This is a genomic window from Actinocorallia longicatena, from assembly GCF_039534125.1.
Classification (GTDB): domain Bacteria; phylum Actinomycetota; class Actinomycetes; order Streptosporangiales; family Streptosporangiaceae; genus Actinocorallia; species Actinocorallia longicatena.
Map to the genome: position 1 here is coordinate 97,099 of NZ_BAAAUV010000003.1, position 23,560 is coordinate 120,658.

The following is a 23,560-nucleotide window of genomic DNA, read 5'->3' on the forward strand; positions in this document are numbered from 1 at the left end:
ATGATCGCGAGAGCTGTACGGGGAGTGCGGGGACTGCACCGGCAGACGGGCTGCGGACCGTTCGGCGACATCACGGCCGATTTCGAGCCCGCCGCGGAGTTCGCCTTCGTCAACAGGGCGTCCGAAGCGGAGGTCCCCGCCGCCTACGCGGAGTTCGCCGGGCTGCGGTTCCGGGCGGAGATGGCCGGGATCGCGGCGCGGGCCGTGCTGGTCGGCGGGCGGTTCCACGAGGTGGACTCCTCCCGGCGGGGCTGCGAGCTCGCGGTGCGGGCGGCGGTCCGGAGGCTGCGGGCCGACCTGGGGCTGCCGCGCGTCGCGGTGCCGGGCGACGTGCCGGAGCTGGTGCGGCTGCGGCGCGTCCTGCTCACGGCCATGAACGGCGGCCCCATCACCTCGGGCTGGGAGAGCGCCTACGCGGCGGTGCTGGAGCGGCGGATCGGCACGGAAGGCTTCGTGGCGTTCGTCCTGGACGGCGCCCAGGGCCTGGCCGCCGCCGGAATCGGGACGATCACCGAGGGCCTGCCCTCGCCTTCGAACCCGGCCGGGATCAACGGCACCCTGCTCGGGATGGCGACCGACCCACGCGAACGACGTCGGGGACACGCCCGGCGGATCGTCGAGGCGCTGATGGTCTGGTTCCGGGCCGAGGGGGCCGCCCGGATCGATCTGAACGCCACCACCGAGGGCGAAGGGCTCTACCGGTCGTTCGGGTTCACGCCGCCGCCGTTCCCCGCGTTGACCTGGCGGAGGGTGACCTCGTGAGCGGCGGAGCGACTCGGTGGGTCGCCTATGCGGCCTCGCGGCTGGCCGAGGTTCTGCTGGTGGGGCTCGGGCTCTTCTTCGTGGTCGCCGACGAGGAGCAGAGCCTCGACGTGCTGTTCTTCTGGGACCTGCTGGCCCTGCTCTATCTGGCGGTCGGGTTCGCGGCGCTGCGGCGCTCACGGCTGGCGGCCTCGCCCGGCCATCTCCTCCGGCCGCCGCGCGGCTTTCCCGGCAGGCGGTTCAACTTCTGCTTCTCGGCCGTCGCGAGCCTGGTCGGGGCGCTGGCGGCCGTCATCTCCGTCCTGTACAAGGACGACGAGTACGTGCAGCTGTGCGGCGCCGTGGCCATGTTCTGCTCGTGGATGCTGCTGCACGCCGGCTACGGGCGGATGTACTCCGGCTTCGACCCCGCCCACGGCGGGCTGGCCTTCCCCGGCGGCGAGGAGCCCGACCGGGTCGACTACATGTACTTCTCCTACACGATCGGCGCGACGTTCGCCTCGTCGGACGTCGCGGTGACGACCCGGCGGATGCGCTGGCACGTGATGGTCCACAGCGTCCTGTCGTTCTTCTTCAACGCCCTGGTCATCGCGATCGCGATCGGGGTGATCAAGGACGGCTGACGTCCTGGTGCCCGGCGGGGGCGCTCAGGCCAGGGTCTTGAGCTGGTTGATGACCGCCGGATTCATCATCGGCCTGGTGAAACCGATCATCTTGGGCGTCATGTAGGGGAACACGCCGATCGCGGGACGGCACAGCGCGCACCGGGCGACGATCATCTTGTTCTTGCCGATGACCATGCCGACGTGCCCGGGGTGGCCCGGCCTGGTGTTCGGGCCCGAGTCGAAGAAGACCAGGTCGCCCGGCTGCTCCTGGCCCTTGGGGATCTTGATCCCGAACGGCCACTGGTCGAAGGTGACCCGCGGGATCGTCAGCCCGGCCGCGCGGTAGGCGGCCTGCATCAGTCCCGAGCAGTCGAAGGAGTCGGGGCCGGTCGCGCCCCAGACGTAGGGCTTGCCGCGCTGGGCCATCGCGAAGGCGATGATGCGGGTGACGACGTCGTCGGCGTAGGCCGGGAGGCCGTCGGTGTCCGTGCAGGGCGGCGCCGCGGCGTTGGCGATCTTGAAGTCGCCGGAGGCGTACTTGGCCGCCCAGCTCAGCACCAGGTCGACGTAGTCCCAGCTGTGGTTGTAGCGGAAGATCGCACCGCGCATCTTCTCGGGCGCGTGGTTGTGCTTGAGGTAGGCGGCGGCCGTCGGGATGGCGTCGACGGGGTCGTAGCGGTCCTTGTCGCCGTCCTTGTCGCCGTCGACCGCGAAGGCGTCCCAGGTGGCCTTCAGGAACTGCATGGGCCCTCCGGCGCCCGCGTAGTTCTCGCCGGAGCTCACCCCGGGCAGCTTGCTGGTGCCGTGCGACGTCTCGACCTTGCCGATGCCCGCCAGGACGTTCCACGGGATGCCGGAGGACTCGCCCGCCTTCTTGTACAGCGCCAGGTAGTTCTCGGGGATCGAGCGGGCGTCGGCGGCCTCGGCGGGCTGCGCCCCGGCCTGGGCGGGATCGGCGCAGCCGCCGTTGGTGGCGCCGCCTCCCCCGCCGAACATGAACTGCGACGCCCCGAAGAAGGTCGGCACGACCAGCAGCAGGAAGAACACGCAGGCGAAGGTGCTGACCGCGGCGATCGCGATCAGGCGCCGCCTCACGGCTGGCCCTGCCCGAAGTCGCCCTTGTCGGCGGGGGCGAAGGAGTACACCTTCCACGAGCCGCCGTTGAACTGGACGGTCACCGCGAGCGGATTGGTGTCCTGCGCCGCGACGCCGTTCTCGGTGATCTGCTGGCGCCCCTCGACCTCGAAGGTGATCGAGGTGTCACCGAACTCGCGGACCCGGCTCAGCGAGGCGCTCCCCACCGCGACGGTCTTCTTGGCGTTGCGGTCCTCGATCATGGCCGGCGAGGGGAGCCCCGCCCTGAGGTCGCGCAGCACCTGCTCGCCTGCGTAGGGGGCGAACCGGCCGAGGTAGGTGTCGGGGGCCTCGTCGTAGCGGTAGGTGCCGTAGACGGCGGTGAACTGCTGGGCGACGCTCGCGGCCGTCGCGAACTCCTTCTTGTTGAAGGGCAGCAGCCGGTAGATGTCGAAGCTGTCCGGGGCGACGGAGGCGGTGATCCCCGGGATCGGGGAGGCCGGACCCGTCGCCGCCGCCGGGAGGGACGGCAGCGCGTCCTTCGGCCGCGGGGTGGTGTCGGGGCGCGGCCAGACCAGCCACAGCCCCAGCACCACGAGTGCCGCAGCGATGCCCGCGAACAGCAGTTTGCGCTGGCGGTCGTTGGTCAGGTCCATGGGCTAGCCGTCCGAGTCGTCCACCGGCTTCGCCCAGAACGGAGCGGGTGGTTCGGTGTCGGACACGCGCTTGGCCCACAGCGGGGGCGCCTGGTCGCGGGAGGGCGGAGCGGGCCGCGGCTTCGGCACGCTGCCGCCCGCGGGCTTGCTGCTCTCGCCGTCGCCCCAGCTCAGCGGCCTGCGCCCGGACGAACCGCCGGACTGGCCCTTCGAGCCGCCCGAGGTGTCCTTCGCCCCGGCCGGAGCGCTCTTGGAACCGCCGGACGAGCCGCGCCCGCCACCGGAACCGCCCGAACCCGATCCGCCCGAGCCGGAACCTCCCGAGCCGGAACCTCCCGAGGCGCCGCGGGTGCGTTCGCCGAGGCCCGGAGGGGAGGAGTCCTTGCCGCCGGAGCCGCCGGACCTGCCGCGGCCGCCGCCTCCCGCGGGCACTCCCCCGCCTCCCGAAGGCGTCTTCGGGGCGGACGGGGTTCCTCCGGAGGCCGCGCGCCCGCCGCCCGAAGACGATCCGCTTCTGCCGCCCAGGCCCGGCGCGGACGTGCCGCCGCCTCCGCCCGTCACGGCGCCGCGGCCGCTCAGGGACGGGGCCCCGGTGGTGCGGCCCGCTCCGCCCGCGACGTTGCGCGGCGAGTGCGCCGCGGCGCCCAGCGACTTGCCGCTCGCGGTGCCGGCCGAGGCCGGGCCGCCCCTGCGGGTGGGCAGGTTGAGCGGCGGTGCGGTGCCCTCACGGCCCGATCCGGCCTCGGTGCTGCGGCCGCCCTTGGGGTTGAGCGAGGCGCCGGCCGCCGATCCGGTCTGCGCCTGGTCGTCGCCGCCGATCCCGGCGAGCGCGGGCGCGCCCTCCCTGCGGACGAGCCGCGAGAGCGCGGTGCCGGGCGTCTGCGCGACGGTCAGCGAGTTCTTCCGGACGGTCGCGATCGACTTCTCCAGCTCCGCCCCGGACTTCTCCCGGTTGACAGCCGAGTACCCGACCGCCGCGAACAGGTGCTGGAACGGCTTGCGGTAGACGAACGCCGCCCCCGTCACCAGCGCGATCAGCATGATCTGGAGCCCCCAGGGCAGGCCCTCGCCGAGGATCAGCCCGTACGCCCAGAGCAGCATCGACAGCACGCCTATGAGCGCCGCCTGTTTCAGCAGCATCGACAGCAGCAGTTCCAGCCATCTGATCGCGATCACCCGGCCGATGCCCGGATGGATGCCGATGCCCAGGAAGATCGGGCCCGCCACCAGGAGCAGCAGGAACGAGATCTTCACGATGATGAGCGTCACGGAGATGATCAGGATGAGCAGGCCCGCGACGAGCGCGGCGAACAGCCCGCCGAACGCCACGGCCAGCCGCGACGTCCACTGTTTGCCCTGGAAGACGGGGTAGACGCCCGGATAGTTGTCCTTGATGTCCTTGGCGACGGCCTTGTAGGCGTCCGACTTGGCACCCAGGTCGATCTTGGTCGTCCCGAAGGTCTCCGGCAGGTCGACCGCCTGGGCGTACAGGAGCTTGTCGGCGTTGTCCTTGACGACCTGGGCCTCGGGGTCGGTCGTGCCGAACTCGCCCATCAGCCACGGCTTGCAGACCAGGGCGACCCACAGGCCGTTGGCGTTGCGGGTGGTCGGGTCGAGTTTGGACATGTCGACCGTCGGCTGGCCCTCGGGGGTCGGCACGCAGGTCGTCCCGGCCGAGCTCTGCGGCAGCGCGGCGTTGAACGCGGTGCTGGTGGCGCTGGAGACGGTCGTGCCGAGCGTGGTGAAGTCGCCCGGACGCGAGATCAGCCAGATCAGGCCGACCATCGCCGCCACCATCCAGATCGTCCCCTCGGCGACCTTCGAGGTCCGGCGCCGGACCAGGCCCCACCAGGCGAGGGTGATCGCGCCGAGGATGACGACCGGGGTCCAGTAGCGGGCGTTGAAGGTCTTGCCCATGCTCCGGATGACGTCGTCGACGGTGTCCTTGAGCCAGCCGAGCAGCGACTCCGACGCCGCCGCCTGGTAGACCGCGATCGTGGTCCGGTCGATGGCGCGCACCAGGGTGAAGACGGTGTTGGCGACCGAGTTGCCCATCATGGACATCGCGTCGCCGCAGCCCATGTCGACGGCGTACCAGGTCTGGCCCGCCGTGCCGTAGCGGTCGTAGTAGGTGAGCTGGTTGCCGGCCGTCTTCTTCTGCTGCTCGGTCGGGTAGTCCGGCGGCTTGATCAGGCCGTCGCTGCCCGAGCCGTACCCCTCGGGCGCGGGCGAGTCGGCGGGGGCGCAGGCGTCGGGACCGAACGGACCCGCGCTGGCCGGGGCGAGCGGCGTCATCATGAACGCCGCCATCACGAGCAGCAGGACGACCGACCGGCGGCGGACCCGGCCCGTGCCGCGCGTCCGGGCGAACACGCGCTTCCGCCCGAAGATGGGCCTCATCCAGAACTCTCCTCTGACTCAGCCCCCGTCTTGGACAGGACCGGCCGCTGCCGGGTCGGGTTCGTGTCGAGCCAGCGCTGTAGTTCCTCGGAGATCAGATCGACGCCGATCCGCCCCGCGCGGCCGTCCAGGTCCCGGAAGATGCACTCGCCGTTGCCAAGGTTGCGGAGCACCGCCATGTGCTCCTCGGAGGTCTCCACGCCGAGCAGTGCCATCACGTGGCCCACCTCGACCCGCTCGGACGAGCGGAACGAGAAGACCGACGAAAGACAGTTCGTCACCTGCTCATTCAACAGGTCTCCGGCGTTCTGCGAAACCAAGATCAACGCAGTGTTGCGAGAACGCCCCATCCGCGACACTTCCGGCACCAGCTTGGCGCCCTCGGGTGTCGATGTGATGGCCCAGGCCTCGTCCAGGAAGATGGCCTTGGGCAGGCGCCGGTCGAGCCCGTGCATGAGACGGCGCGCGAACTGCGAGACCAGGTACATCAGGGCGACGGAGAGCCGTTGCTCGTAGGAGTAGTCCTCTCGCCCGATGGTGACATCCGGGAGGGTCAGGCCGCCGAGCGTGAAGACGGTCGTCCAGCCCTCGGTGTCGATCCGGTCGCCGCCGGAGGGGTCGAAGCACAGGGACGCCAGGCGCATCTCCGACATCGAGCGGAGCACCGCGCCGAGGTTCTTGGACGCCGGGTCCTCCGCGGCCTCCAGGTAGTCGACGACCCTGCCGAGGGACGGGCGCTCGCCGTTCGCGACCGCGCCGACCGCCTGGATCATCGCCGACTCCCGCTCCTCGGACATGCGCGGCAGCAGCAGGCGGAGCGTCTCGGTGGCCATCGTCTTCTTGGCGGCCAGGTCGTCGCCGAAGCTGAACGGGTCGAGCAGCCCGGGGGCCGCCGTGCCGAGGGGCAGGGTCCTGGCCTTGCGCCCGCGGGCCTTCAGCAGCTCCACGAGCGCCTCGGCGTCGCCCTTCGGATCGATCGCGGCGACCGTGACGCCGCGCAGCGCCATCTGGTAGAGCAGCAGCAGCGCCAGGGTGGTCTTGCCGCCGCCGGGCTCGCCGGTGATGGCCACGGCCGTCGGGCGGTTGCGGGCCGCGGCGACCAGCGGGTCGAAGTGGACGATGCTCCGCGCCCGGCCGAGCGTCTCCCCGACGTAGGGGCCGGTCCAGCCGCCGCCGTTGTCGTCGACCCGGTCGCCCAGGTCGACGGTCGCGACCGGCATCCCGCCCGCGATCGTGCGCAGCGGCTGGCGCTGGGCGTAGGCGTTGAGCCGCAGCCGGTCGCCGGGCAGGGACTCGCTGAACAGCGAGAACTGGTCGCCCGTGGAGTTGACGACGTCGATGCCGATGTCGCGGTAGTGCTCGACGACGGCGTCGACGCGCTGGAGCAGCAGCTCGTCGGTGTGGGCCGTCACGATCAGCCGGTGCCAGCCGTACACGAACGGCAGGCGCTCCTTGGTGATGCCGTGCTCCAGCATCCGGGCGGCGTCGATCTGCTCGGCGAGCGCGATGGGCGCCTCGGCTCCGGCCTCGCGGATGTGGGCGTCCATGTCGCGGGCGTGCGCGAGCTTGCGGGACACGTCCTTGGACGCCATCGCCGGCGGGATCAGCCGCATCCGGCTGGAGATCTCGACCGGGAACGGCAGCGAGTCGGCGTAGTGCAGCCAGGGCTCGCCGTCGGGGAACGGCATGAGGTCGGGGAAGCGCGCGAACGACAGGTAGGCGGTGAAGGAGTCGCCGCCCGGCTGCTCCATCCGCAGCAGCGAACGGCCGTTGTGGATGGCGCCCTCGATGAGCGCCTCGATCTCGCCCGCGCCCCAGCGGCGCTTGGCGACCGCGCTCGGCGGCGGGTCGGCGAGCGCGCCCGTCACGGCGTGCTGGAACAGCCAGGCGACCTCGACGGACGTGGCGTGGCGGGCGCGCAGCGCGCCGCCGGACAGAGCGCGGCCGAGCCGTTCGGCCTGCTCGGTCCAGCGCTTGACCTCGCCCTCCTTGATCGCGTCGTCCTCGAGGCCGAGGGCCGTCTCGGACTTGCGGTAGAAGCCGAGCAGCGTGCCGAGCGACCCCTGGAGCTGGACGCCCCGCTTGCCGAGCCGGACCCCGAGGTAGACCTCCTTGGACCAGAAGTCCTTCGACCAGACGTGCGCGTACATCTCCTCGAGGTAGCCGCGCCAGCCGCGACCGTTGTCGCTGGTCCGGTCGAGCTTGAGCGCCCACTCCGCCGCCGGGTAGGTGCGGTGGGCGATGCGCAGGTGCACCTCGGCGTCCTGCATGCGGATCGCCGCGAGCGCGATCGTGATGTTGGTGGCGAGCGCCTCGCGCTCCTCGTTGGTCGTGAACTCGTAGCTGACGGTCGGCAGCCGGAAGTACGCCCAGGCCGAGTGGTCGGACAGCAGGATGCGATCGTCGAAGTACCGGACGGCCAAGCGAGATGTCTTGGTACGGCTCACTGGGCCCGCTCCTGTTCCTGGTAGCGCTCGGGGAGAGTGGTGAAGCCGCCCGCCACGACCGCGGTGAGCGCGAGGTAGGCGCGCCTCGTCGGCTGGCGGAGTGATTTGAGCTCGTTGCGCGGTGAACGATCCATGCTGAGGTGATCGTCCCACGGAATGCGCACGAGGGCCCGGCACTGGCCCCTGGCGACCTGCTCGGCCTGCTCGACGTCGGCCATGCTGCGGCGGCTCACGCCGTTGATGACCGTCACGGCGCGCTGGCGCAGGTCGGTGTAGCCGTGGCCGTCGAGCCACTCGTAGGTCATCGCGACGGCGCGGGGGGCGTCGGCGCTGGCCGGTGCGACGAGCACGAGCTGGTCGGCGTGCGGCAGGACCCGGCTGACGACCGCGGCCGCCGCGTCGAGCATCGTGACGCTGTAGAAGCGGTCGAGGGTGCGGATGGCCTGGGCGTAGTCGCGGTCGTCGAGGGCCTGGAGGGGGTTCTTGCCCGCGGCGACGACGTCGAGGCCCGACTTGGCGCGGCTGGTGTAGCGGCGGATCGCGCCCAGGCTGCCGATCTGGTCGGCGTGGGCGATGAGGGACGTCAGGGTCTCATGGCTGTCGATCTTGGTGCGGCGGGCGAGGGCGCCGGGGCCCGGGTTGACGTCGAGCGCGACGATCGGCTCCCCGCAGTACTGCGCGAAGGTGTGCCCGAGCATCAGCGCGGTGACGGTCTGGCCCGCGCCGCCGGTGCAGCCGAGCACGACGATGTGCCGGGTGCCCTGGAAGGGCCGCTGGAGCCGCTCCACGTAGTCCTGGTCGACGGGGTTGCCGCGGCTGAGGAGCCTGCGGATGCCGCCGGGCTCCTCCAGCTGCTGGTCCGGCGGGGTGATCGCCTGAACGCGCTCGACCGGCGCCGCGGGGATCACGGTGGGCGTGGGCCTCGGGCGCACCGGCGAAGCGGGGCCGCTGCGGACCTCGCGCGGCGGGGGCGGAAGCTGCTCGCGCCGCTCGGGGACGATCTGCGGCGGCTCCGGCTTGACGGCCTCGCCGCGCACGCGCTCGGGCAGCCGCTCCCGCTCCGGCGCGCCCGGCCACACGGCGCGCCCGCGGTTCTCGCCGGTCCCGCGCGGACGCTCTCCGAAGCTTCCCGGCCGGGCGGGCACCTGGCCCGCGCCCCGGTCGGTGCCCACGGGCCACCCGACGCTCGGGCCTCCGGGCGCCCGCTCCTCCTCGACCTCGACCCCAAGCACCTTCCGCCCGTCCTCCTCATCTGTCCCGGCCTCGTCCGGCCGGTCGGCCGGGGCCTCCGTCGCGGCGATCTCCGCCGGCTGCGGATCGTCCGAGGGGGTGTCTTCGGGGAGGTCTTCGGGGGGCGCGACGGTCTCGGCGTACCAGGGCCGGTCCTGCGGGAGGCTCTCGCCGGCGGGGGGTTCCTCCGGCGCGGCCGGAGGCTCGGGAAGCGGGTCGGGACGGTCTTCGGGGGCGGGGGGCCGGCCGGTCGCCTCGGCGGGCTCGGGGCGGTCGGTGGCGGGCTTCTGGGTGAGCGCTTCGATCGGGAGGTCGACGCGGGTGGGCGGCGGGGCGTCCTGGCCGGTGAGGTCGGCGAGCGGGACGTCGGTGCGGGTAGGGCGCGCGTCCTCGGGGGCGTCCGTGCCGGAGGCGGCCCGCGGCTCGGCGATCTCCTCGGCCGCGAGGGGCCGCTCCTCCGGAGCCGGTCCGGCGTGGGCGGCGGGCTCCCGCTCCGCCTGCTCCTTGAGGGCGTCCATGTCGGGCAGGCTGAAGGTGCGCGAATGCGTCGGGTCGATCGGGCCCCGCCGCTGGACCGGGATGTCGGGGACGGTCGTGGGCGGCGCGATCCCGCTCCGCCCGTCCGCCGCACGCTGCGGGAGGGGCGGCCAGACCTGCACGTCCGGCAGGTCGTTCACGGCGTCCAGGGGTTCCGTCGTCGCTCCGGTCTCCTGCTCGCCCGCACCACCGGCGGCCTCGGGACGCGGCTCGGGACGCGGCTCGGGACGCGGCTCGTCATCGGGGACGTCCTTCTCGCCCGGCACCACGGGCCGGGGCATGTCGGGCGGCGTGTCCTGGGCCCTGACCGGCCAGGCCCCGCGCCCGCCGGCGCCGGGACGCTCGCCCGCACCGCTCTCCGGGCCCGTCTCCTCCCCCGCGGGCCGCCGCGTCCGCGCGGACCCGAACGACCCGGGCACCTGGGGAATGTCGGGAATCGTCGGCAACGGCGGAGCCACCGCGGGCCGCTCCGCCGGAACCCCGGCGTCCTCGATCTCCCGGACCAGCGCCTCCCGCCGCGACCGGGGCACCTGCGGCCCCGCTGAACCGGGCGCGCCTTCCGGGCGTACCCCCCTCGACGACACGGACGGAGCGCCCTCCTGCTGACCCGCATCCGGCGCCTCGGGCTGCCGCGTACCCTCGGCTCGCCCGCCCTGGGAGGGCGCGGGCCGCGCGCCGCCCCGGCCCGCGTCCGGAGCGGCGGGCCGCTGCGCCCCTTCGGCCTGCACGTTCTGGGCGGGCAAGGACGGAGCACCGCCACGGGCGCGCTGCCGGCCCTCCGCGGACTGCGGGGCGCCCTCGGAGCGCACGTTCCGGGAAGGCACGGAGGGAGCGCCGCCACGGGCACGCTGCTGGTCCGCGGACTGCGGAGGGCCCTCGGAGCGCACGTTCTCGGAGGGCACGGACGGAGCGCCCCCACGGGCGCGCTGCTGGTCCGGGCCCGGCGCCGCGGACTGCGGAGGTCCCTCGGCACGGACGTTCTGGGAGGGCGCCGAGGGCGGGCCGCTGCGGCCGCGCTGCGGGCTCGGTCCTTCTGCGCGCGGGCCCTGGGCGGGGGCCGGGCGGGCGGTGCCGTGGGAAGGCCGCTGGGGGGCGTCCGGGGCGGGCGGGTGGAACTCGACCTGTTCGCCCGGGCGGCGGACGCCGGAGATGAGGGCGCGCTTGGGGCGGACGGGGGTCCAGTCGGTGGCCTCGAGGGTCGGGGTGACGGGGAGGGGGGCGGGTTCCTCGGGGGCGGGGCCGGAGAAGACGACCGGGGTCTCCGGGGAGCGCTGCGGGAGGGGGACGTGCTGGGCCGTCAGCGCGGCGCGGGTGCGGGCGACGGCGGTGTGGTGGGCGGCGGCGTACTCGGCCGCGTATTCGGAGAGCGGCTGCGGGGCGGCGGCCGTGGCCGGGCGCGGGGCGGGGATCGACGGCGAGACCGGGGTGTGGACCTCGAGGAGGGACGGCGCGATCTGACCGGCGCTGCGCCAGACGCGGGCCACGACTATGACCTCACGCGGCTCGCGGATCGGGGTCAGCCGGCACCAGGTGCGTGGCTCGGCCAGATAGCGGGCCTGCGACTGGAGCAGCTCGTTGAGGCGCTTGCCCTCGATGACCGGACGCGTCGCCAGCCACGCGACGAGCCCCGGCGGCACCAGGTAGAGGACGTGCCACGGCACCGCGAACGGGACGCCGATGAACTGGAGGAACACGATCCAGGGGACGAAGGAACCCGCGTACACGCCGATCGTCACCAGCGGCAAGGGCATGGGAAGCCGCAGGTCGTACAGCTTGTACAACCTCTTCTCGATACGCCAGACATTGGTGTACGTGGGCAGATCCATCGCCACTCCCCCTAGCCGTCAGCCCGGGCCGCGAACCGGCGGGGCTCCGTCCCGCCGGCAGGCCTGCTCAGTTGAGTTCAACGCCCAGGGCGGCCGCGATGGCCTTCGCCGTGACTTCGATGATGTTCGGCACGTAGAAGATGATCCCGATGCCGATGGCCAGCAGGATGAACTGGGCGAACCGGGTGATCTCCCTGGTGAACAGGAAGAACAGCGCGACGATCGACACGATGACGAGGAACAGCGGACCGAACAGGTTGCGCAGCCACGTCGCCAGGTCGTCCGTCTTGAGCTCGTTGTTCTCGGGAGCCGCCAGGACGAGGACGTCCGACAGGTGATGGAGGATCACAAATACCTACTTTCTAGGACCCGGCCTGGACGCCGCGGATCGAGGTGACGTTCCACGTGTCGCCCTTTTTCACCACGGTGAGCTCGTAGGCCTGCGTGACCATGCTCTCCGAGCCTCTTGGCTGGGTCGGGGGGACGATCCATTGAACGGTAGCGGTGACGACGCGCTCCTCCGACGCGCCCTTGGGCGCGTTGACGTCACCGAGTGAACCGAAGTTGACCGCCGAGCCGAGCCCCTGGATCGAGGGGTTGTCGCCGGTGTACCGCTTCAGGATGACACCGTCGCTCTTGGCGTAGGCCGTGAAGAAGCCGGTCAGCAGGTTGTCCTTCAGGTAGGTCTCGAGCGCGGTGTCGTGCTCGATGCCCGGCCTGTTCGGGACCTGCGCGGTCGGCGGGACCTCCAGCAGCGCGGGCGGACCCGAGATCACGTAAGAGCCGTCCTTGGTGTAGACGGGCACGGCCAGCTGGACCCACCGGGTCCCGAGCTGGGCGACGATGTTGACGAGGGCGTTGTTGGGATCCTTGACGTCGACCGTCGAGACCTCGATCGAGCCGGCGGAGAGCTGGCCCAGGCCGTTCCAGCCGAACTGGTCGTCGGCGTCGGCGGGCAGGAAGCGGCTCAGCTGCTCGGCGCGGGTCTGCGCGGAGCCCTGGTCGTAGTGGAGGTAGATCTGGGTGAACTGGAGCGCGAAGGTCGACGCCGCGCTCACGGGGAACTGGTCACCGGTGGGCGTGCTGGAGACCGTCGTCGTGGCGCCGTCCTTGGCGGTGAACCGCTCGAACGGGGCCCGGATGCCGTTGACGATGACGACGAGCACGAACGTCCACAGCAGGATCCGTCCCACCCAGATCCACCAGCGTCCGCCCCCGCCGCCCCAGCCCTTCTTACGGGACTGCGGCTTGGGGACGTCCCAGGACTCTTCGAGCGCAGTTGGGCCGTCATCCACAGCCGACCTGCGAGCCATCGCGCCTCCGCCTTATGCGCCTCGCCCCCGGTCGGCGCGCGTCGTCCAGTCTTCACGTGGCACCAAGCGTAGCCACGATGGGCAATTGTTCCAGTGACTCACGAAGATGACGAGTCTCGGCGCGCGGTTGTGCATGTCGCAGTGCTCACTCCCTTCACATGCGTGCGCTCCGGGCGCAGGAGATTGGCCCCTTGATTGGCCGTTCACCTCAAAGCGGAACGAGGAGAGCATCTCGGGCATGCGAATTCCGCTCATGTACACGCTGGTCACCGTGATCTGGGGGACCAACTGGATCGCCATCAAGGCGGCGGCCGTCGACCTCGGACCCCTGCTGGCGTCGGGGCTGCGGTTCCTCGTGGCGGTCCCGGTGCTGGTGACACTCTGCCTGGTTCTGCGGGTGCCGCTGGTGTTCCCGCGCGGGCTGGGATGGTTCGGGGCGTTCGCCACCGTCGGCTATTTCGGCGTTCCGTTCCTCCTGCTCAACCTGGCCGAAACCGGGATCTCCTCCGGGCTCGCGGCCCTGTGCTTCGCGATGGAGTCCGTCATCATCGTTTTTCTGAGCAAACCCATGCTCGGCACCGCATTGCGACCCGTTCAGATCATCGGCGTGTTGACCGCCTGCGCGGCGCTCCTGCTCCTCGTCTCGGACGTCTCGGCGTCGAGCTGGTGGGCGGTGACCGCGGCGCTCGGAGCGGCGTCGATGCACGCCTTCGCGTACGTGGTCGTCAAGAAGCACGGGGCGTCGGTGCATCCGCTGACGCTCAACACCCTGCCGATGCTCGTCGCGGGGGCGTGCCTGACGCTGCTCGGGGCGTTCACCGAGACGCCGGACCTCACGCCGCGGGCGGTCGTCGCGACCGTCCATCTGGGGCTGGTCGCCTCGGTGCTGGGGCTGGTCGGCTACTTCTGGCTGCTCCAGCGCGTGACGGCCGTCGCGGCGTCGTTCGTGTTCGTGCTGTTCCCGCTGGTCGCCCAGATCGTCGCGGTCAGGGTCGAGCACGTCCCGTTCGGCCTCCGCGAACTGACGCTCACGCTCGTCATCGCGCTCGCCTTCACCCTCACCCAGCTCGCGGGGCGGCGTCCGCTTCAGCTCAGCGCGCGGTGACGGGCCGCCAGGCGGGCGACGGCCTCGGCGAGGACCTCGGGCGGGTGGACGAAGGGGAGGCGGAGATGGCGGGCGTCGGCGGAGGAGACCCGGAACTCCTCGGCGGGCAGCAGCGCGACACCGTCCCGCAGCGCGTGCTGGAGCAGGGCCGGAGCGACGGGATCGGGGAGCTCGGCCCACAGGGACAGCCCGCCTCCGGGGAGCCGCCAGCGCCAGTCCGGCGCGTGGCCGGTGAGGGCGGCGGCCAGGGCGTCGCGGCGGGCGCGGAGCTCGGGCAGGCGGTGGGCCAGCGCCTCCTCCTGGTGCTCCAGCAGCCAGGCGGCCTGCACCTGGGCGTCGACGGACGCGCCGAGGTCCATGACGCCGCGGGCCGCGTCGATGTAGCGGATCAGGTGCCGGGGGCCGCGCACCCAGCCGATGCGCAGGCCGCCCCAGTGCACCTTGCTCATCGTCCCGATGGACAGGACGTTCGCGCCGCCCGCGAGGAGGAGCGGGCGCGGCCCGTCGAGGCGCAGGTCGAGCAGGGCGAGGTCCTCGATGACCAGGGTGGCGAGGCCGGGCAGGCGCGCCGCCCGTCCCGCGGACAGGAGCGCTCCGCTGGGATTGGCGTAGGCGGGCGTCACCACGACGCCGTCGAGCGGGGCGGCGGGGAGCGCGGCGCCGTGGCCGTCCACGGGAAGGGGCCTGAGGCGCAGCGCGTGGGCGCGGAGGGCGGTCAGGATCGACGGGGAGGTCGGATCCTCGACGCCCACCTCCGCCCCCGCGGGAAGGGCCGAGGCCGCGAGCCACAGCGCCTGGACCGCCCCCGCCGTGACGGTCACCTCGTCGGGCGCGGTCGGCACGCCGTGCCCGGCGAACCACGCGCAGATCCGCTCCCTGAGCCCGGGCAGCCCGCCCGGGTAGTAGCCGCTGCCCGACAGGGGCGGCGACGTCTCCGCCCTGGCCCGCGCCATGAGGGGATGCGCGGGCGGGGCGGCCAGCGTCAGATCGATCAGTGCGCCGCCCGCGGCCGCGTTCTGGGCCGCCATGTGCGCGACATGATGGGCGTCGACGGTCCGGTGCGGCCGGGGCGCCGCGGCCTCGGCCACCCACGACCCGGCCCCCACCTGGCTCTCCAGGCGCCCGTCGGCCCGCAGCCTGTCATAGGCCGCCTCGACGGTCCGCCGGCTCACCGCGAGCCCCGCGGCCAGCGCCCGCTCCGAGGGCAGCCGGGTCCCGACCCCGAGCGCCCCCTCTTCCATGAGGTTCCCGAGCTTGCGCGCCAGCCGCTGATAGAGCGCGCCTTCGCCGCCCGACCAGGCGCCGAGCAGCCGCCGGACCTCCTCGACCCCCGCCTCCGTCACCCCGCCGCCTTCGTGATGCGAGGCGGAGGTCAGACGTTGAAGCGGAACTCGACCACGTCGCCGTCGCGCATCACGTAGTCCTTGCCCTCCATGCGGGCCTTGCCCGCGGAGCGGGCGCTGGGGACGGAGCCCTCGGCGATGAGGTCGGCGTAGGAGACGATCTCGGCCTTGATGAAGCCGCGCTGGAAGTCGGAGTGGATGACGCCGGCGGCCTCGGGGGCGGTGGCGCCCTTCTTGATCGTCCAGGCGCGGGCCTCCTTCGGGCCCGCCGTCAGGTAGGTCTGGAGGCCGAGGGTGTCGAAGCCGACGCGGACGAGCTGGGCGAGACCGGACTCCTCCTGGCCCATCGACTGCAGGAGCTCCAGCGCCTCGTCGTCGGGGAGCTCGATCAGCTCGGACTCGATCTTGGCGCTGAGGAAGATGGCCTCGGCCGGGGCGACCAGGTCGCGCAGCTTGGCCCTGAGGGTCTCGTCGCCGAGTTCCTCGTCGTCGAGGTTGAAGACGTAGAGGAAGGGCTTGGCGGTCAGCAGGTGCAGCTCGCGCAGGAGAACGCGGTCGAGGCCGGCGCCGAAGGCCGTCCTGCCCTCGTTGAGGATCGCCTCGGCCTTGCGGACCTCGTCGAGGACGGCGATGGCGTCCTTGTCCTTCTTGAGCTTGACCTCCTTCTCGAGACGCGGGATGGCCTTCTCGATCGTCTGGAGGTCGGCGAGGATCAGCTCGGTGTTGATCGTCTCGATGTCGCGCAGCGGGTCGGTCTCGCCGTCGACGTGGGTGACGTCCGGGTCGTTGAAAGCACGGATGACCTGGCAGATCGCGTCGGTGTCGCGGATGTTGGCCAGGAACTTGTTGCCGAGGCCCTGGCCCTCGGACGCGCCCTTGACGATCCCGGCGATGTCGACGAACTCGATCGTCGCGGGGATGATCTTCGCCGAGCCGAAGACCTTGGCGAGGCCGTCCAGCCGGGGGTCGGGCACGCCGACGATGCCCACGTTCGGCTCGATGGTGGCGAACGGGTAGTTCGCGGCCAGCGCGTCGTTCTTGGTCAGGGCGTTGAAGAGCGTGGACTTGCCGACGTTCGGCAGACCGACGATCCCGATCGAAAGGCTCACGTCCAGCGAGTTTAGTCATGGCCGGGCGACGCCCCGTCCCGAACCCTCGTGATCACCCGTCCCGACGGAGATCGTTCAGCGTTTGCCGAGGAACTCCCGGATGTGGCGGAAGGCCGCTTTGCCCTCGGGGACGAAGTCGGCGAAGACGGGGAAGACGTGCACCTGGTCGTTCCACTCCTGGTGGACGACGTCGACCCCGGCCTCGGTGGCGAGCCTGGCGACGAGGCGGGCGTCGTCGCGGAGGACCTCGGTGCTGCTGGCGATCACCATGAGGGGCGGGAAGCCGGTGTAGTCGCCCCTGATCGGGTCGTGCAGTGCGTCCTGCTCGTCGGCGCCCTCGGTGAAGACCCCGCCGAGCCAGCGCACCTTGGAGGCGGGGATGAGGTGGTCGGTGCGCTCGTTGTCGGCGTGGGAGGCCGCGGTGCACAGCAGGTCGGCCCACGGGCAGATCACGACGGCGGCGGCCGGGAGGGTCTCGCCGCGGCGCTTCAGGGCGTGCAGCAGCGACAGTGCCAGATGGCCGCCGGCGGAGTCCCCGCCCACCACGATGTCGCCGGGGGCGTGCCCGCGGGCCAGCAGCGACTCGTAGGCGAGCATCGCGTCGGTGAGGGCGTCGGCCGGGGTGTGCTCGGGCGAGAGCCGGTAGTCGACCATGAGGACCGGGCGGCGGGTCGCCGCCGACAGCCGCCACGACAGCCCGCGGAACAGGCGCGGGTTGCCGAAGAAGTACCCGCCGCCGTGCAGGTAGAGGAAGACCTTGCCCTCGTCGACGACCCGGGAGCGCACCCACTCGCCGCCGAACCGCCCGAAGTCCTCCTGGACGATCTCGACGCCGTTCGGCACCCGGTTGGTGGCGCCGACGCGGTCCGCCCAGCGGCGCACCCGCAGCAGCCCCGCGGTGGTGTCCGGCGCGGTCTCCCACAGACGGCGGGCGGCCTGGCGGATCACCTTGTTAGCGATCTTCGACTGGCGGGTGGGAGGGCTGTCGGGCCCCAGCAGCAGATCCATGGAGCAAGTGTCACGCCGACGCCCGGAAGAGACAATATGTCCAACGACACGCTGTGGATAACTCCGGGAGAAGCCCGATACTCGTGCGACGATCGAACGCATGAGCGTAGCGCTGCTGGTGGGACTGGCGATCGGAGTGGTTCTGGGCTTCGCGCTGGCCACCGCGCGCCAGGCCGGGCTGATCGCCCGGGCGAAGGCGGCCGAGGAGAAGCTCGTCTACGCCGAGCAGAAGATGGCCGAACAGTTCGAGGCGGTCTCGGCACGGGCTCTCGACGCCTCCAACCAGCGGTTCCTCGAACTGGCCGACACCCGGCTGAAGGCCGCCGGCGTCGAGGCCGCGGGCGAGCTCGAACGCCGCAAGCAGGCGGTGGAGCATCTCGTGGCGCCGCTGAACGAGACCCTCGGGAAGGTCTCGGAACAGCTCAGGGAGCTGGAGTCGAGCCGCAGGGAATCGCACGCGATGCTCGCCAAGCAGGTCGACTTCGTCCGGCAGAGCTCCGAGGGGCTGCGCTCGGAGACCCAGACCCTCGTGCGGGCGCTGCAACGTCCCGAGGCCCGGGGCCGGTGGGGAGAACTGCAGCTCAGGCGGGTCGTGGAGCTCGCCGGGATGACCCCGCACTGCGACTTCTCCGAGCAGGCCAGCGCGCATACGGCCGAGGGGACCGTACGGCCGGACCTGGTCGTGCGGTTGACGGGCGAGCGCACGATCGTCGTGGACTCGAAGGTGTCGCTGGCCGCCTATCTCGAGGCCGCGAGCGGCAGGGAGACGCGGATGGAGGCGCACGCCCGCCATCTGAAGGACCATGTGGACCGGCTGTCGGCGAAGGCCTACTGGCAGGCGTTCAGCCCGGCGCCGGAGTTCGTCGTGCTGTTCGTGCCGGGCGAGGCGTTCCTGGCCCCCGCGCTCGACGTCGATCCCGGGCTGCTGGAGTACGCGATGGCGAAGAAGGTGCACATCGCCACGCCCACCACGCTGATCAGCATGCTGCGGACCGCCGCCTACACCTGGCAGCAGGCGGCGCTGTCGCGCAACGCCCGTCAGGTGTTCGAGCTGGGGCGCGAGCTGTACGACCGGCTCGGCACCCTCGGCGGGCACCTCGACGAGATGGGCCGTGCGCTGTCCGGCGCGGTCCGCTCCTACAACCGCACGGTCGGCTCGCTGGAGAACCGGGTCCTGGTCAGCGCGCGCAAGCTCAACGAGCTGGGCGTCACGGACGCGGCCCTGGACTCGGCGCGGCCGGTCGAGGACACACCACGCTCTTTGTCGGCCGCGGAACTGCTCGAAGGACAGATCCAGACGGTAGGTTTCGCTGCACGGACGAGTCCGGAGGACGTCAGATGATCGTTGAATCGCGCGAGAAGGCGGCGCGCTCGGAGGGCCAGGGCCCGCGGCGCCGGCGCGCAGGCAAGTCCACCTCGGCCGCCTCCCCCGTCACCCTGACCGGCCGCGGCGGCATCGCCGTGATCTTCGTGCTGTCGCTGGTGGGCGCGCTGATCGGCTGGTCGTTCCTGCCCGGCCTGATCTTCGTGCTGGCCTGCGTGCTGGCCGCCCTGGCGACCAAGCCCGCCGCCCTGCCCGGCCTCGCCGTCGCCCCGCCCGTGGCCTACTTCCTGGCCATGTCCACCGGCTCCGTCGTCCACACCCTGGGCGACCGCAACTTCCTGCAGAGCCTGGCCGTCGACCTCCCGCTCAAGCTCGGCGGCTCGGCCGCCTGGCTCTTCGGCGGCACCGCCCTGGCCCTGGCCATCGCCTTCAAGCGCGGCCTCCTCCAGGCCTGGCGCGCCCTGAACACCGAGGCCGCCGCCTTCCGCCTCACCCAGGACCGCACCACCGAGGAGGACCCGGTCCGCTGGGACGAGTCCTGACCCGCCCATCCCGGCACGCCGTCACGGCACGCCATCCCGGCACGACGGCGGCCACGGGGCTCCTGTCCGCACCGGCCGTCCGGTTCGACGCTCTTCGGCTTCGCCGCCGCGCAGAATCTTCCCCGATCTTCGGCTCCGCCGGGGAAGGGCGGTCCGGGCCCGGCGGCCACGCTGACGGTCTCTTTCCCCGGTCCGCCACGGGAAAGGCCGCCCGCCTGCGGCGAGCGGCCTTTCCGGAACATGGTCGGCACCCGACGGCGCGGCGGGATCAGGCCCTGAGGTCGCGGCGGAGCTCGTGCGGGAGGGCGAAGATCATCTTCTCGCGGACCGACTCGATCTCCTGCACGTCGGTGAAGCCGTGCTGGGCGAGGAAGTCGACGACGCCCTCGACGAGGATCTCGGGGGCCGAGGCTCCGGAGCTGACGCCCACCGTGAGGGCGCCCTCCAGCCAGGCGGGGTCGATCTCGGCGGCGTAGTCGACCAGGTGGGCGGTCTTGGCGCCGTAGTCCTTGGCCACCTCGACCAGGCGCTTGGAGTTCGAGGAGTTCCGGGAGCCGACGACGATGACCACGTCGGACTCGGCGGCGATCTCCTTGATGGCGGTCTGACGGTTCTGGGTGGCGTAGCAGATGTCGTCCGAGGGCGGCGACTGGAGCAGGGGGAAGCGCTCGCGGAGGGCGTCGACCGTCTCGTTGGTCTCGTCGACCGACAGGGTGGTCTGGGAGAGCCAGACGATCTTCTCGGGGTCGCGGACCTCGACGTTCGCCACGTCGGAGGGGCCGTCCACGAGCTGGATGTGGGCCGGGGCCTCGCCCGTCGTGCCGATCACCTCGGGGTGGCCCTGGTGGCCGATCAGGAGGATGTCGTAGTCGTCCTTGGCGAAGCGGACGGCCTCCTTGTGGACCTTGGTCACGAGAGGGCAGGTCGCGTCGATCGTGCGCAGCTTGAGGGCCGCGGCCTCGTCGTGGACGACCGGGGCGACCCCGTGCGCGGAGAAGACGACGATCGCGTCCTCGGGTACCTCGTCGGTCTCGTCGACGAAGATCGCGCCGCGCTCCTCGAGGGTCTTCACCACGTGGACGTTGTGGACGATCTGCTTACGGACGTAGATCGGCGCCCCGTACTGCTCGAGGGCCTTCTCGACGGCCTGCACCGCGCGGTCGACTCCGGCGCAGTAGCCCCGCGGCTTGGCGAGGAGGACACGCCGGCGTACAACTGGCTCGGTGCTCGCAACTGTCATGGGCTCATTTTACGTTTCACCCGGCCAACGCTCACCCGACGTCCGGAATGTGACCCAATGCACCCTGCGGGTGGCGATATTTCCGTTCACTGGGGGTGACCACCACCCCACAATTGCGGCACAGTGGAAGGCACATACTTCCCCCAGCACCACCCGTTTTTGGACAGCAGGGAGCAGAGACGATGCCGCGTACCCCGCGAGAGGTGGGTAAGCAGGTCCACGAGGCCGTGAACGAGCAGGTCAGGGATCTGCCGATTCACGCGGCCCGGCTGGCGATGTTCGGTGTCGGCCGGACCCTCCTGCTCACCGACCGGGTCAGCAAGGACTACCGCGACCTCAAGGAGGGCGACCTGCGGCGCGTCCTCGGCCGGATCAAGGACGACGCCGAGAAGGTCGCCGGCAAGGTCACCGGCAGGCTCTCCGACACCCCGGTCGGCCGCGTGCTCGATCTGGTCGTCCCGAAGCCCGCCGCACCGCAGGCCGCGACCCCGGTCGCCTCCCCGCCGGCCGAGATCGCCCTCGGCAAGCCCAAGCCCTCCCCCGCCCCGGCACCCGAGCCCGTCAAGGCCGCCCCGCCCGTGGCCGAGCCCGCCCCCGTCACGGTCCCCGAGCCCGTCGCGAAGACCGAGCCGATCGCCAAGCCCGAGCCCGTCGCCAAGTCTGAGCCCGTCGCCAAGTCTGAGCCCGTCGCCAAGCCCGAGCCCGTCAAGGCGCGGCCCGCCAAGCCCGAGCCGGTCAAGGCGGCCGCCGCGGTCGCGGAACCCGTCGCCACGGTGGAGCCGATCACGAAGGCCAGGTCCGCCGCCAAGGCCAAGGCGGCCGCCAAGGTCGAGCCCGCCGCCAAGTCCGACGCCGCCGCCAAGGTGAAGGCCGCCAAGGCCAAGCCCGCCGTGAAGACGAAGGCCGAGCCGGTCGCCGCCGCGGTCGACACAGTGGTCGAGCCCGCCGCCGAGCCCCTGCTCGCCCCGGTCGCCGAGAGCGTCGGCACCGCGGAGCTGCCCGTCCCGAACTACGACGAGCTCACCCACGCCTCGCTCCGCGCCCGCCTGCGCAAGCTCACCTCCGCCGAGGTCATCGTCCTGCGCGCCTACGAGACCGCCAACCTCAACCGCGAAGAGATCATCAAGATGTACGACAACCGCATCGAGAAGCTCTCCCAGCAGCCCTAGAAGCAGCCCTAGAAGCAGCCCGGAAGGCGGCCCTCCCCCGGGGACGGCCGCCTTCCGCGTTCCCGAAGCCCCGCATATGCCGCGATAAGGACAAAGTTCGATGTCGTAGGGGGCCCTGCGGCTCCCGGGCGGATATCTTCGAGCGGTGGAACCGAATCGGCCGGTGGCGGCGCGGGACATGCGGGCCTCCGACGCCGACCGGGAGCGGATCGCGGAGCTGCTGCACGAGGCCGTCTCGGACGGCCGCCTCACGCTCGAGGAGCACTCGGAGCGGATCGAGCGGGTCTACCAGGCCAAGACCCTCGGCGAGCTCACGGCCTTCACCCGCGACCTGCTCCCCGAGGAGCAGCAGCCGTTCCGGATCGACGGCAGGGCCCTGCTGGCGCTGTTCGGCTCCTCCAAGCGCGAGGGCCGCTGGGTCGTCCCCGCGAAGCTGCCGGTGGCGGCGCTGTTCGGCACCATCGAGCTCGACCTGACCGACGCGATCCTCCAGCGCAAGCACATCACCCTGGACGTCTCCGCCCTCGGGGGCAGGCTCCGCCTGATCGTCCCCGACGGCGTCGAGGTCCGCATCACCGGCAGGACCGTCCTGGCCACGAAGGACCTCCGCAATCCCAAGCCGGGCCCGAACGCGGCGGAGGGCCCCGTGGTCGAGGTGACCGGGACCCTCCTGCTCGGCTCCGTGAAGGTCGTCAGGCCGAAGCGGAAGCGCTTCCGCCTGCGCCGCGAGGCCTGACCGCGCCCGAAGCCGGGCGGCCGTGGCGTGAGGCGCTCAGATCGCGGTGTCGAAGTTGATCGCCGAGTAGGCGCGGAGCTTGTTGAGGCGGTGCTCGCCGTCGACGCGGCGGATGGTGCCGCTGCGGCCGCGCATGACCAGGGAGCTGGTCGTCGCGATGCCCTTGCTGTAGCGGACACCGCGGGTGAGCTCGCCGTCGGTGATGCCGGTGGCGGCGAAGAAGACGTCGTCGGAGCTGACGAGGTCGTGGGTGGTGAGGACGCGCGCCGGGTCGTGGCCTGCGTCGATGGCGCGGCGGCGCTCCGCCTCGTCCTTGGGCCACATGCGGCCCTGGATGACGCCGCCGAGGCACTTCATCGCGCAGGCGGCGATGATCCCCTCGGGGGTGCCGCCGATGCCGAGCAGCAGGTCGATGCCCGTGCCCTCCTTGGCGGCCATGATCGCGCCCGCGACGTCGCCGTCCCGGATGAACTTGATCCGGGCACCGGCCTCGCGGATCTCCTTGACGATCCCCTCGTGCCGCGGACGGTCGAGGATCATGATCGTGACGTCCTCGGGCGCGGAGCCCTTGGCCCTGGCCACGGCGCGGATGTTGTCGCCGATGGGCCGCTCGATGTCGACGACGTCGGCGGCCTCGGCGCCGGTGACCAGCTTCTCCATGTAGAAGACGGCCGACGGGTCGTACATCGAGTGCCGGGGCGCGACCGCGATGACCGCGATGGCGTTGGGCATGCCCAGGGCGTTGAGCGTGGTGCCGTCGACCGGGTCGACCGCGACGTCGCACTCGGCGCCGGTACCGTCCCCGACCTCCTCGCCGTTGAAGAGCATGGGCGCGTTGTCCTTCTCGCCCTCACCGATCACGACGACGCCCTGCATGGACACGGTGTTGATCAGCTGGCGCATGGCGTTGACCGCGGCGCCGTCCGCACCGAGCTTGTCGCCCCGGCCCACCCAGCGGGCCGCGGCCAGGGCGGCGGCCTCGGTGACCCGGACGAGTTCGAGCGCGAGGTTGCGGTCCGGGGCCTCCGGCGCGGTGGCGAGCGGCGAGAAGTCAGACATGACAGGCCCTTCGGTCGACAGGGATGCGAGGCAATTCTCTGATCCTGGAACCCGATCTCACAAATTGGACCAGAC

At 72.0% G+C, this 23,560-nt stretch carries 19 protein-coding genes; 7 read left to right on the forward strand and 12 right to left on the reverse strand.

Annotated elements, in window-relative coordinates:
• Both ABD785_RS06155 and ABD785_RS06160 read left to right on the forward strand, forming a co-directional pair.
• A complete protein-coding gene (locus ABD785_RS06155) occupies positions 1 to 762 on the forward strand; it encodes a GNAT family N-acetyltransferase (protein ID WP_344823099.1) in 762 nt (253 codons plus the stop codon).
• Positions 759 to 1,385: a DUF1345 domain-containing protein gene (locus tag ABD785_RS06160; RefSeq protein WP_344823101.1), complete on the forward strand. Its 627-nt coding sequence runs from the start codon at positions 759 to 761 to the stop codon at positions 1,383 to 1,385. Before ABD785_RS06155 ends, ABD785_RS06160 begins: the two co-directional genes overlap by 4 nt.
• Positions 1,386 to 1,409: 24 nt before the next feature.
• Here the strand turns inward: ABD785_RS06160 and ABD785_RS06165 are convergent, their stop codons facing one another.
• The 7 genes from ABD785_RS06165 to ABD785_RS06195 form a co-directional block, all read right to left on the reverse strand.
• The gene (locus tag ABD785_RS06165; protein WP_344823103.1) at positions 1,410 to 2,462 is read right to left on the reverse strand and encodes a C40 family peptidase; all 1,053 of its coding nucleotides are present in this window, start codon (positions 2,460 to 2,462) and stop codon (positions 1,410 to 1,412) included.
• Positions 2,459 to 3,097: a hypothetical protein gene (locus ABD785_RS06170; protein ID WP_344823105.1), complete on the reverse strand. Its 639-nt coding sequence runs from the start codon at positions 3,095 to 3,097 to the stop codon at positions 2,459 to 2,461. Before ABD785_RS06170 ends, ABD785_RS06165 begins: the two co-directional genes overlap by 4 nt.
• A 3-nt stretch (positions 3,098 to 3,100) precedes the next feature.
• The gene (locus tag ABD785_RS06175; protein ID WP_344823107.1) at positions 3,101 to 5,497 is read right to left on the reverse strand and encodes a type IV secretion system protein; all 2,397 of its coding nucleotides are present in this window, start codon (positions 5,495 to 5,497) and stop codon (positions 3,101 to 3,103) included.
• On the reverse strand, positions 5,494 to 7,944 hold the full coding sequence (locus ABD785_RS06180; RefSeq protein ID WP_344823109.1) for an ATP-binding protein: 2,451 nt from the start codon (positions 7,942 to 7,944) through the stop codon (positions 5,494 to 5,496). Before ABD785_RS06180 ends, ABD785_RS06175 begins: the two co-directional genes overlap by 4 nt.
• Positions 7,941 to 11,537, reverse strand: a complete 3,597-nt coding sequence (locus tag ABD785_RS06185) for a TcpE family conjugal transfer membrane protein (protein WP_344823111.1) — start codon at positions 11,535 to 11,537, stop codon at positions 7,941 to 7,943. Before ABD785_RS06185 ends, ABD785_RS06180 begins: the two co-directional genes overlap by 4 nt.
• A 67-nt stretch (positions 11,538 to 11,604) precedes the next feature.
• A complete protein-coding gene (locus ABD785_RS06190; protein WP_344823113.1) occupies positions 11,605 to 11,886 on the reverse strand; it encodes a hypothetical protein in 282 nt (93 codons plus the stop codon).
• 13 nt (positions 11,887 to 11,899) lie between these two features.
• Positions 11,900 to 12,850 (reverse strand): conjugal transfer protein, encoded by a 951-nt coding sequence (locus tag ABD785_RS06195; protein WP_344823115.1) that lies wholly within the window; start codon positions 12,848 to 12,850, stop codon positions 11,900 to 11,902.
• Positions 12,851 to 13,088: 238 nt separating this feature from the next.
• On the opposite strand from ABD785_RS06195, the gene ABD785_RS06200 reads away from it, so the two are divergent.
• A complete protein-coding gene (locus ABD785_RS06200) occupies positions 13,089 to 13,955 on the forward strand; it encodes a DMT family transporter (RefSeq protein WP_344823117.1) in 867 nt (288 codons plus the stop codon).
• Here the strand turns inward: ABD785_RS06200 and ABD785_RS06205 are convergent.
• The 3 genes from ABD785_RS06205 to ABD785_RS06215 all read right to left on the reverse strand — a co-directional run bounded on the left by ABD785_RS06205 (position 13,937) and on the right by ABD785_RS06215 (position 17,415).
• Positions 13,937 to 15,298 (reverse strand): aminotransferase-like domain-containing protein, encoded by a 1,362-nt coding sequence (locus ABD785_RS06205; RefSeq protein ID WP_344823119.1) that lies wholly within the window; start codon positions 15,296 to 15,298, stop codon positions 13,937 to 13,939. The two genes, ABD785_RS06200 and ABD785_RS06205, sit on opposite strands and share 19 nt — an antisense overlap.
• Positions 15,299 to 15,327: 29 nt before the next feature.
• A complete protein-coding gene (ychF, locus tag ABD785_RS06210) occupies positions 15,328 to 16,407 on the reverse strand; it encodes a redox-regulated ATPase YchF (protein ID WP_344823121.1) in 1,080 nt (359 codons plus the stop codon).
• Between the two features lie 75 nt (positions 16,408 to 16,482).
• Positions 16,483 to 17,415, reverse strand: coding sequence for an alpha/beta hydrolase fold domain-containing protein (locus tag ABD785_RS06215; protein WP_344823123.1), 933 nt, complete (start codon positions 17,413 to 17,415; stop codon positions 16,483 to 16,485).
• A gap of 100 nt (positions 17,416 to 17,515) precedes the next feature.
• On the opposite strand from ABD785_RS06215, the gene ABD785_RS06220 reads away from it, so the two are divergent.
• Both ABD785_RS06220 and ABD785_RS06225 read left to right on the forward strand, forming a co-directional pair.
• The gene (locus tag ABD785_RS06220; RefSeq protein ID WP_344823125.1) at positions 17,516 to 18,757 is read left to right on the forward strand and encodes a DNA recombination protein RmuC; all 1,242 of its coding nucleotides are present in this window, start codon (positions 17,516 to 17,518) and stop codon (positions 18,755 to 18,757) included.
• On the forward strand, positions 18,754 to 19,281 hold the full coding sequence (locus tag ABD785_RS06225) for a DUF6542 domain-containing protein (RefSeq protein WP_344823127.1): 528 nt from the start codon (positions 18,754 to 18,756) through the stop codon (positions 19,279 to 19,281). Before ABD785_RS06220 ends, ABD785_RS06225 begins: the two co-directional genes overlap by 4 nt.
• Positions 19,282 to 19,549: 268 nt before the next feature.
• Here the strand turns inward: ABD785_RS06225 and ABD785_RS06230 are convergent, their stop codons facing one another.
• Entirely contained in the window at positions 19,550 to 20,521 is a 972-nt protein-coding gene (locus tag ABD785_RS06230; protein ID WP_344823129.1) for a 4-hydroxy-3-methylbut-2-enyl diphosphate reductase, read from the reverse strand.
• A gap of 203 nt (positions 20,522 to 20,724) precedes the next feature.
• Here ABD785_RS06230 and ABD785_RS06235 point away from each other — a divergent pair, with 203 nt between their 5' ends.
• Both ABD785_RS06235 and ABD785_RS06240 read left to right on the forward strand, forming a co-directional pair.
• Positions 20,725 to 21,690 (forward strand): hypothetical protein, encoded by a 966-nt coding sequence (locus ABD785_RS06235; protein ID WP_344823131.1) that lies wholly within the window; start codon positions 20,725 to 20,727, stop codon positions 21,688 to 21,690.
• A 145-nt stretch (positions 21,691 to 21,835) separates the two neighbouring features.
• Positions 21,836 to 22,426 (forward strand): DUF1707 SHOCT-like domain-containing protein, encoded by a 591-nt coding sequence (locus tag ABD785_RS06240; RefSeq protein ID WP_344823133.1) that lies wholly within the window; start codon positions 21,836 to 21,838, stop codon positions 22,424 to 22,426.
• Between the two features lie 36 nt (positions 22,427 to 22,462).
• Here ABD785_RS06240 and glpX read toward each other — a convergent pair whose 3' ends face one another.
• Positions 22,463 to 23,485: a class II fructose-bisphosphatase gene (glpX, locus tag ABD785_RS06245; protein WP_344823135.1), complete on the reverse strand. Its 1,023-nt coding sequence runs from the start codon at positions 23,483 to 23,485 to the stop codon at positions 22,463 to 22,465.
• Positions 23,486 to 23,560: the final 75 nt, after the last annotated feature.